Genomic DNA, 9,463 nt, shown 5'->3' with positions numbered 1-9,463 from the left:
GATAAGCCCAGGCGCGGCGCGTCCTGGCGGGCTGGTTTGTAGAATTTTAAAACTGAAAAAAATTACCAACGCAAAAAGCGCAGGCGGGTGCGGTGTAGTGCAATTTCCGTCTGGTCTTGCTTTGTTTCGTGTCCGCGTGGCCGCACTGGCTTACACAGGCGGCTTGATCGTTTTGAGAGGGTTCAAGGTGTTAAATGGAAAGCTGCACGGCGCTGCGTGCGGTTGAAGCGGGTTATTTGCAGGCAATAAAAAGCCCGCACGCGGCGGGCTTCATTAAGGATTTTTTATTGTGGGGTGTAACCAATTACCGTAAAACCATCAGCATCAATGTCTGACTTATTTACCAACGTAGCGGTTTTCCTGATTGCGCTAGCTTTAATATATTCGATGGTTCCAAGAGTCGCCCACCGTTTAGATGTTATCAACTCATCAGATGTAATGTCATACATACAGAACTGATAGATTTCTACTCGTGATTCAGTTCCAACCTGTTGCTGAAAAGCCATGTAATTCTCCAAATAATTAAGTGACTAATTAGATAGTTGTCCCTTGCTAACCGATAACCGGATCATATTTCTCCTTGAGTGTAGTCGCTTTGATGCCTGTGTCTGTGATGGCCAATGCATTTAACGGCGTGCCAGTATTGTTATGAGAATGTGCGGCTGTCAGCTGTGCCAGCTGCTTTACTACGTCCAGGGTATCAAGCATCAGTTGGCACACGTTGACCGACTGGCTACCAATCCACACCACCGGCGCAATCACTTCCTGGCGTGTGCCCGCTACGCTACTGCGCAACTTACCGACCTTTTCAATCAGTTGGCCGATCACGTTGGTTTCCGCGTTGCCCTGGATACTGGCCACATAATTGGCCTGGGTGGCCAGGCTGTAATCTCCCTGGGCAATCTGCACAATTGCACCGGCCAGCAAGGTGGCTTTGCCCAGTACAGTGGTTTTGTCCGTGGCCTGCACGGTTGTTTCCCTGGCCACCAACGTGCGCGTTTCATCATCGGCAGTGACAACCCGGCTCATGGACGTTTCACGGATAACCTGATCCGTCTGGCGTTCCCAATCGCCCGCCACCGTCACCCGCTGCGATACGCCATCACGCTGCTGTTGCAGCTGTTCGCCCAGTTTCACTGCGGGCAGACTGTTGCCCTGGGCAAGAGTTTGACGCACAAACGGCTTATCGGCGCGCCCACCATTAAACCCGACTTCTACCAGCGTGCCGGGCGGTGGAAACTGAAACATCCCGGACTCACCGCCCGCCATCGGCAATGGCAGCGGCACGGCCGGATAACGCGGCGTATCTTTTGCCGGATTGCCGTCTGCGTCTAACAGCTGCAAGTCCACGGCATAGCGCGGCCTGAAGGGATCGGCAATGTTCCCGTTGCTGACGTCTTCGCTGGGCGCTTCCACCCTGGCGAACTGCGGCAGGTGCAAGCCGCTGGCCAGCTCTGGATAATTGCTTTCAACCTGACGTTGAAACGGCGTTTTCTGCAATGCCTGGCCGGTGGCTTTATTGCGCGGCGTCCAGGTGATTTCCATATCGTCATTATGCAATCTGACCTTAGTCAAACGCTGACCGTTCACCTCTACACCGGGGCGCAAAGACTGGATCAGCGGCACGGTCATGGCATTGCCACCGGCAACGCTTTGGTTAAATTCGGCGGGGATGTCTACCGGCTTACCGGCAAACAGCGCATCAGCGGCCGCCCCGACAAAAACGCCACCATCGGGCAGTTGATACCACACGTAATCGGTAATACTGAATGCTTTGCCCAGGTTGGCTAACAGCTGATAGCCGGTGCCGGAATGGGTGAAATGTGGGATCGGCGTATCGGCGTAGGACGCACCGCTGGCCAGCGTGAATTCCAGTCCGCTTTCCTCGGTCAGCCAGCCGGTGATTTGTCGCAGCGTGGGATGCTGAAAAGAGCACGGCCATAGACGCTCAAACACCCCGACCAGTTCCCGCACAAAAAGCCGCTGATAGCCATTTTCCGCTGGCTGCGAACGTTCAACAAAACCGGTAAACCAGCGCAATACCAGATCGTGATAACCCACGTCCAGGCGCACCAGTTTGCCGGTGTAATCTTCATCCGTGTGCGCGGTGATAAATCCCCGACCGCAGGCGCTTAACTCTAACGCCAGATTTGCGTCCACCAGGTGCGTGGCCGCGTTCGACAAATACAACCGCTTAATGGGTTTCATCCCTTACCCCAATGCATCATTGACCGGTTTCAGCACTTTGCGCTCAAACCACGTCAGTTTTTCGTCACTCTCGGCCGCCGCGTTGCCACTTCCATTGGCACCGCCCGCCCCCTGTTTTGTTGCCGCCGTTTTACTGCCTGCGCGAGCTTCTTTTTTCTCTGCTACGCTGACTTTTTCGCGCAGGGTGAAGGTAATCAACCAGGCCATTTTTCCATCCTGCGCCGGGGCATCAATCGCCCCGGTAAAGGTCGCTTCACGGAAATTGATCGCCTGGGCAGTAAGATTGGCCACCCGGTAAGTCTGCAATGCCCCGCTGGCGTCTTTAGCTTCCGCCAGCTCAAACAGCCGCTTGAAAACCGCCACGTTGCGAAAAGGCACCATGCCGGAAATGCGCAGCTCTTTGGCTTTAATACCCTGCTCGGCATTGGCCGTGCTTGATGACTGCCCGGACTGGTCTTTTTCCGCAAACTGCATCGTTGGCGTGACTTTCAGATTCATCAGCGGGATGGCTTCGCCATTAAGTGCCAGTGTGGTTATCGTCATGGATCATCGCCTCCAACGTTGATAAATCAGCGCCGCTAAATAGCGTGGCCAGGGTATACACCGAATCCTGATCCGGGATGTTTTTGCGCAGCTCACCGGCGAGGTATGCGCCGTTCCCTTTGGCCGTAAACACCCACGCCGGGGACGTTTTGCCTTTCAGGGCGGATAACGCATCGGCCGCCGCTGCAAGGGCAGATCCCCGCGCTGCGGTAAAGTCTTTAAGTTCAGCCAACAATCCGGCAACGCTGGCACCGGCCGCCGCCTCTACCTTAGCGGCCGCAATCCGCTGGGCATTCACCGCCAGGCGATGGGTGGCCGTCGAAAGTGGCAACGGCGCAGGCAAACCGCCAGATAACTTGGCAGGGATTTGCATTTTAGTGATGGCCAGCGCGGCCGTCTCCTCTGCCCGGCGCTTCACCTGGGCAATCACCGGCAGCGGCAGCACACTGGAATAATCAGACAGTAACCCCATAAACTCCGCGTGCGTCGGGGCATTGAGCATATGCACTACAATGCTGGTTTCATCACTGATGCTTTCCAGCTTTTTGGCCAGGTATTCCGTGGCATTCACCGGGCTTAAATAACTGCTATCACCGGCCGCCTGTCCAACGCCATAAACCCACGGATGAACCGGCAGCACTGAGCACGTCAGTGGAGCCATATTATCCGGGATACTTAACGATACTTTACGCCACATTACTCCGGCACCTCTGGCCAGGTAATGCCCGTGCTGGCGGTATCCACCCGGTTCAATGTCACGCGGTATTCTTTCCAAACATCCAACAAAGCACGCTCATCATCCGTACTCAGCCCCATGTCCACCGCATCGCTATAAACAGAAATCTTTTCGTTTGCCTGCGCCAAAAGCCGCGCTTTAAGCTGGTTCGCCTGACTTTCTTTGTATTGCTTTTCTGCAACCTCATCGTTGACCCATTGATCACCATCCCATTTCACAAACTCACCTTCCGGCGCTTGCTTGGTCAGATTTTTAGGTAGGGGGCCGAGTGATGTGACAATCACCGGAAAGCCGGTTTCTTTGTCGTAATAATTATTGCCGCGAAAATCTTCAACATATTCCCACGCATTCTTTTCTGCATAAAAAATACAGACCCTCCCCGCCTTATTGTCAGGCGGTGTAATATCGGTGCAATAGGCCGGTAAGCCCGTAAATGCGGGAATAAGTATGTCACCCGACCCCAGATATTCAGCCGTGTCATGACTGAAATGAAACACTTTAACAATCGTTTCCATACTGCTCATTTTAAATGCCATGCTATCCAAGCCTCACGATGTAATTCATTGCGATATTCTTTACCGTATTTTCTAAAGCACCCGTTGGATTAACGGTGATGCTATGCGTATGCGCACCCAGGGTGAGGGTATGATTATGTGCGCCGATACCCACGGAATGGCTGTGCGCGCCCCCACCACCAATGCCCACATTGTGGGAATGAGCACCATCGGTACTGGTGTAAAAATCCACCCCACCCCCCGTCTTTAAAACGTCATTGCCACCGGAAGTGTTTGCAAAGTTGTTAACACGAAGACTGGTGCGGTGCGCGTGCGCCCCCTGGGAATCAGTCCAGGCACTATGGCCATGGTCACCCACGCCTGACGTTCCTTTGGTGCCGTAATCAAATGTGCTGGTTGTCTTTGTCCCTAAATCGGTATTTGTCGCGGTAGCAATATGGCTGTGAGATTTAATGTTATCGGATTCGAATGTGAGCACATCGCGCCCGCTGACTGGTTTGCCCTTAATCGTCTGGCCGCGCATATCGGGTAATACGCCGGACGGATAGACTTTCGCCAGCTTCCAGTACTTCGTGGTGTCAAATTGCTGACCGGCCATAAAGGCATGCTTTCCCCCTTCGGGCAGAACATCGGACGGCCACGGAATGGGAGCACCCAGCGGATAGCTATCCTCTGCAGATTGGTCAGCCAAAGAGCCTTTTGGACGCAGGTCTGTAATTAGCCCCGCCTCATCAATGCTTGCCAGCGCAAACACATAATGCGCAATGCCGTTTTGAGTGTAATTGGCCAGGTCAGCGGCCAGCGTAAATTTAATTTCGGTCTTGTAAGCGCTGGTCAGCGTGCCGTGAAAGCAAACATCTACCCACACTTTGGTGGGCTTGACGGCCACGGTGATATTGGCATTGGCCGCCAACGCGGCACGCAGGCCACCGATGTAACCCACACCCGCCGTCACAAAATGCTGATTGCCGGTTTTAGCCACCAGAAATCCTGTATCGAAGAACGCCGCAGCGCCGTAAATATCCTGGCTGGCCAGACGGTCAACCTCATCCATTCCCGCCAGGCGTGCCGTAAAATCAATCTGCCAGGTGTCGGCAGGGGTATTGATCAACGTCTGCGTTTCTGCACCGTTGTACTCCATCAAAAATGAACGGGTTAATACGTTACCCTGTTGGCCGTTGGCGTTTTTAACCTTACTTTGCACCGGCGCATGAACTACCATTGCCAGCGTTCCCGCTGCCTTGCTGATCAGGCCAATCCAGTTAAACGAGAAGTCGCCCACATCCGCGCCCAGCGTTACCGAATACACGACGGCGTTTTCGTTCACCAATCCTGTTTTTCCTACCGCCTGGCGGTAAACAATGTGCGCCGCATCGGGTAATCCCGTCGCACGGTCAATCGGGGCGCTAACGTCCAGATCCGGGACGTTGGCAAAAACAAACTCATCCAGGACAACAGCATGGCCGTTGGCGGCCTGCTGGGTTTTCCATTGTTCAAAGGCTTCTGTAATGACTGCTGCTGACATGTTATTTCCTTATAACTTGGCACCAAACGTGGCGCGCTCTGTTTCACTGACACCTAAACTGGCCGGATAACAAACATATTCGCCCTGGTTCCATCCGGCGCGGATATGCAATCCGGTTGTCGTGATCACATCAAACTGATAGCGGCGGCAGGTGCGGCCGTACTGGCGGATAATCTGCAACAGAAGATCGGCATTATTCGCAATCTGGCTGTCCGTCACCCGGACAATAATCACGTCCCAATCAATGCCTGCCTGGCGTTCCAGTAACTCGACGTAGCCAATTCCCAGCCGATCAAAGATGGCAATAAATCCCGCAATCTCTCCCGCGCCCTGGGCATTGATAAAGGCATACGCCACGCGCTTGCGAAATAACGCCAGCGGCTCACCGTTAAACCGTGCAATATCCCGGTCATAGGCCAACAGGTTTAACAACGGTTCGGCACAGGTCAGCGGATCGAATTGCTGCAACGGCCAGGTCACCCAGCCCGCAATCATCGTCCAGAACGTTCCGCAGGCTTTCAGCAATTTGGCCGGTTCGCCCTTATTCATCCAGGACGGTAAAAGCAGGCTTTTCAGCTTAGTGGCGAAATCAGACACCTTTCACCTCCACGGATAAGGACGCCAGGCGCGGTACACTCAGTTCGCTGACGATATCGCCCAGGGAGAACTCCAGGGATTCGATAACCTCAAATTGCTTATGCAGCTCTCTGGCCAGATTCGAAAACGAAAAGCGGGAATAGGGCCAGGTGCGCTTCACGTCATAATCCGCGTTTTGCCGGAAAGCGCTGCGGATAAGGTCTGTTACCCCTGACACCAGCGCGGCGTGTTCTTCCGGGGTGAGATTGTCCGGGTTGGCCACGTACAGCGTGACCGATAAATCGTGCTGCGTTTCCGGCATGGCCATGCACTGCAAATCGTCACCGTGTCCGTGGTGTCCCTGGGTATTGATGTAGTCATTCACCGCATCAATAAAGGGCTGGGAAATTTCCCCGCTATCGAGCAACAAAAACGCATTGGCCGTACCGGCACCGCGAGGCGCATCATGCTCAAAGAAAATGCGGTCAACGCTTAATCCCACCACGCCCGCAATCATGCTGCGATACACCGCATCAGTGTGATAGTTACCGACCAGGTTGTACTGATTACGGCAGCGATCGCGTAAATCGTCGTCCGATTCTTCATCCGCACCGGGAGATAACAACCAATCATCCTCGTTAACGGCTTTGGTAATGCCTGCCACAGCCACCGGCAAAATGCGGTAATACCCCGGAGCCAGGTTATAGGCGTTACCGGCCGCCGTCGCCGTCACCGGTATCAGCATACTGGCCAGCCCCGCTGCAAGCGTGGTGTCTGCATCCACCGTGACCGCGTAAGTCACACCGTTGATACGCTCGGTCTGTATAACTGTCCCCGCTGCGACGGTGACCGCCTGGCGAACATCGTCTTTGTAAAAACGAATGACTCCCTTTGCTGCACTGGCCGGTTTCGCCGTGAGGTTAACCCCCCAGGCCAGCATTCGCAGCATCGCGCCGCTGGCCGTGGCCAGATACATATTGGCCAACACCGTGTTAACCAGAATGTCTTTAATCCACAGTACCGGCGTGGTCACTATCACCGTGATTAATCGCCAGAACGGAGACATGCGGGAGGTGTTTGTCACCATCCCTTCCGCTTTCACGATTTCGGTAAACTGTTGGTTGATTTCGTCCTCAGTAACAGGCATTCCGCTTTCACTGAGTACGGCCTCAAAATCAATTGTCGGCTTTTCACTCATAGGTCATACCCGCTGATACCTGGCCAAAGTCATAGGTTTCCGCCGTCGCCCAAAGTCGTTTCGTGGATTCCTCCGTGATATTCACCGTGCCGGGAATAATGCGCTCGTCACTTTCAATCAACAGAACTAATTGCGTGAGCACGTCAGCGCGTAATGTCGGGCTGCGTTCGGCTACCAATAAGGTGGTTAAACCACTTTCAATAATGGCATGGACAATATCCTGGCCAATGCTGATGCGGTTATTACATAAGCCCGGTTCGTTCCCGGCATTTAAGGTGAAGTCTCTGTCAGTAATTAACAAATCAATATAGAGCGCATCCGTCATTAATTAAGTTCCTGCCATTCCATTAGCTCGGCCGGTGTCATGCCTTTCGGTGGATGAATATTTACCGTGCCGATTGTTTTGCTGTTATCCACAGTGGTTTTGCTGTTGGAATTCATTTCCTTGCTTAACCCACCGCGCCCTATATTTAATGCGCCCCCGGTTGAAAGTCCGTTGCTATAATTCACGTTCTGCGGCTCTGCCACCGCCTTGGCCTCAATATCAATACCGGGGATCATATTGAGTTTTTCTACAATCCAGTTGTACGTCCCGGAGAAGGATTTTTTTAACCAGTCCCACAGCCCGCCAAAGACGTTGCCGATGCTTTCCGCCATTCCGGCCAGGCCATCAAACAAGGAAAAGTTGCTGATGCTGTCCACCAGCCAATGCCAGCCGCTGACAATCGCTTCCCAGGCTTTACTGTAAATACCGGTCAACCATTCAACGTAAGCCGCCAGCGCTTTGAACGCCTCGGTTTGCATGATGGCCGCTTTCAGCTCATCCCAATGGCGGATCAGCAGATAGAACCCGGCCGCCAGTAATGCCACCGCCCCCACCACCAGCAGCACCGGCAAACTCATAAAGTTGAATGCCACGCCCGACAGCACCGCCGCTATGCGTACCGCCAGCAGGACGCCGCGCAGCGCCGCCATACCGACAGACCAGGCACGGATCGCCGTGTTGTAAAGCCAAATGGCCGCCGCGCCCAATTTTGTGATGGCGGTAAAACTCACCATGACCGCCTGCCAGCCCATCAGAACAAAACGCCCCACGCCCACCACGATATTGGCCATTGCCCCAAAGGCGGCAAAGCTCAGCAACGCTAAGGTGGCATAACCAATCACGCGGGCAATGTTCGGGAACAACCGCATCCAGCGCGTCAGCTGTTCGCCCCCGTCCGCAATTTTATTGACCAGCGGATACAACACCGGCAACAGCGTGGAACCGATGGCGGCACGCATGGCAAACCAGATCGCGGTCAGCCTGTCCCAGGGGCGTGTCATTTTTTCGGCCATTTCCGTGGCACGTTTCATGCCGTCATTGCTGCCCAGCTCGGTAATGTTGCGTTTCAGCAAATCCACGTTGCCGTACAGCTGTTTAATGACGGCGGCGCTGTCACCAAAGGCGGCATCTAATTCCCCCTGCGCCTTGAGATTACCCTCAATGCTTTTGCCGTACTTGCCCTGGAGTTTTTCCAGCATGGCGGGCATGGACAGCATTTTCCCCTGCGCATCCTGGAAACTCAGCCCCAATTTTTGCGCACCGGCTGCGGCACCGCTTAGGAACCCTTCATAAGAGCCGCTGGCTTCCGTGCCTAACGAACGTTGCAACTCACCCAACACGGCCAGCTGTTCGTCCATGCCCACGCCATAGTTGGAACCAACACCCCTCGCCCCTTCCATCAGGTCTTTAATGGTGGCCATATCCGTACCGAACTGGTTTTTCATGTAGGCCATTTTGCCCGCCAGTTCTTCCGCAAACTGCACTTTGCCCACCTCGGCCGCGTAGCCGCTGAACTGGGTAAACATCTGCCCCATAAACTCAGACGCTTCCCCGGCCGTGCTTTTCAGGGCTTTGGCGGCGGTGTTGGCAATCATCGTTACGCGGGGTAATTCGGCGCTGGTCAGCCCGGAAACGGCGGCGTTGATATCCGCGGTGGATTTAACGAACTCCACCGCCGATTCCCCGTAACGGGTACTGAATTTCAGCGCGTCGTCCGTCACCTTGGCCAGCACATCGTCATTGATGCCGCGTGCACTGGCTTCCTGCATCGCGTCAAACATCTGAATGGCCGGATCCAGTGCGCCTTTAATTGAGGCACCCACGCCCCACAATGCCC

At 54.3% G+C, this 9,463-nt stretch carries 11 protein-coding genes; 1 reads left to right on the top strand and 10 read right to left on the bottom strand.

The window, feature by feature from the left end; translation table 11 throughout:
* The coding region (locus J1785_RS07270; protein WP_217219129.1) for a hypothetical protein at positions 1 to 226 on the top strand (226 nt) is incomplete at its 5' end.
* A 58-nt stretch (positions 227 to 284) separates the two neighbouring features.
* Here the strand turns inward: J1785_RS07270 and J1785_RS07265 are convergent.
* The 10 genes from J1785_RS07265 to J1785_RS07220 all read right to left on the bottom strand — a co-directional run.
* Positions 285 to 506 carry a hypothetical protein gene (locus J1785_RS07265; RefSeq protein WP_217219128.1) on the bottom strand — a complete coding sequence of 74 codons (222 nt, stop codon included), beginning with the start codon at positions 504 to 506 and terminating at the stop codon, positions 285 to 287.
* 46 nt (positions 507 to 552) lie between these two features.
* Entirely contained in the window at positions 553 to 2,208 is a 1,656-nt protein-coding gene (locus tag J1785_RS07260; protein WP_217219127.1) for a hypothetical protein, read from the bottom strand.
* A 3-nt stretch (positions 2,209 to 2,211) separates the two neighbouring features.
* Entirely contained in the window at positions 2,212 to 2,751 is a 540-nt protein-coding gene (locus J1785_RS07255) for a baseplate complex protein (protein ID WP_129952920.1), read from the bottom strand.
* Positions 2,726 to 3,412, bottom strand: a complete 687-nt coding sequence (locus J1785_RS07250) for a hypothetical protein (protein WP_238483121.1) — start codon at positions 3,410 to 3,412, stop codon at positions 2,726 to 2,728. Before J1785_RS07250 ends, J1785_RS07255 begins: the two co-directional genes overlap by 26 nt.
* A 35-nt stretch (positions 3,413 to 3,447) precedes the next feature.
* Positions 3,448 to 4,023, bottom strand: coding sequence for a tail fiber assembly protein (locus J1785_RS07245; protein ID WP_217219125.1), 576 nt, complete (start codon positions 4,021 to 4,023; stop codon positions 3,448 to 3,450).
* A gap of 1 nt (position 4,024) precedes the next feature.
* Positions 4,025 to 5,527, bottom strand: coding sequence for a phage tail-collar fiber domain-containing protein (locus tag J1785_RS07240; RefSeq protein ID WP_217219124.1), 1,503 nt, complete (start codon positions 5,525 to 5,527; stop codon positions 4,025 to 4,027).
* A 9-nt stretch (positions 5,528 to 5,536) separates the two neighbouring features.
* On the bottom strand, positions 5,537 to 6,124 hold the full coding sequence (locus J1785_RS07235) for a hypothetical protein (RefSeq protein ID WP_217219123.1): 588 nt from the start codon (positions 6,122 to 6,124) through the stop codon (positions 5,537 to 5,539).
* The gene (locus J1785_RS07230) at positions 6,117 to 7,301 is read right to left on the bottom strand and encodes a baseplate J/gp47 family protein (RefSeq protein WP_129952925.1); all 1,185 of its coding nucleotides are present in this window, start codon (positions 7,299 to 7,301) and stop codon (positions 6,117 to 6,119) included. Before J1785_RS07230 ends, J1785_RS07235 begins: the two co-directional genes overlap by 8 nt.
* Positions 7,294 to 7,626: a DUF2590 family protein gene (locus J1785_RS07225; protein WP_129952926.1), complete on the bottom strand. Its 333-nt coding sequence runs from the start codon at positions 7,624 to 7,626 to the stop codon at positions 7,294 to 7,296. Before J1785_RS07225 ends, J1785_RS07230 begins: the two co-directional genes overlap by 8 nt.
* Positions 7,626 to 9,463: phage tail tape measure protein (locus J1785_RS07220; protein ID WP_217219122.1), on the bottom strand; the 1,838-nt coding region annotated here is incomplete at its 5' end. The genes J1785_RS07225 and J1785_RS07220, both read right to left, overlap by 1 nt.

Origin of the sequence: Rahnella perminowiae (assembly GCF_019049755.1) — a bacterium.
Lineage (GTDB): Bacteria > Pseudomonadota > Gammaproteobacteria > Enterobacterales > Enterobacteriaceae > Rahnella > Rahnella perminowiae.
The sequence above is the reverse complement of the archived record's forward strand: the minus strand, read 5'-3'. Positions and strand labels throughout refer to the sequence as shown.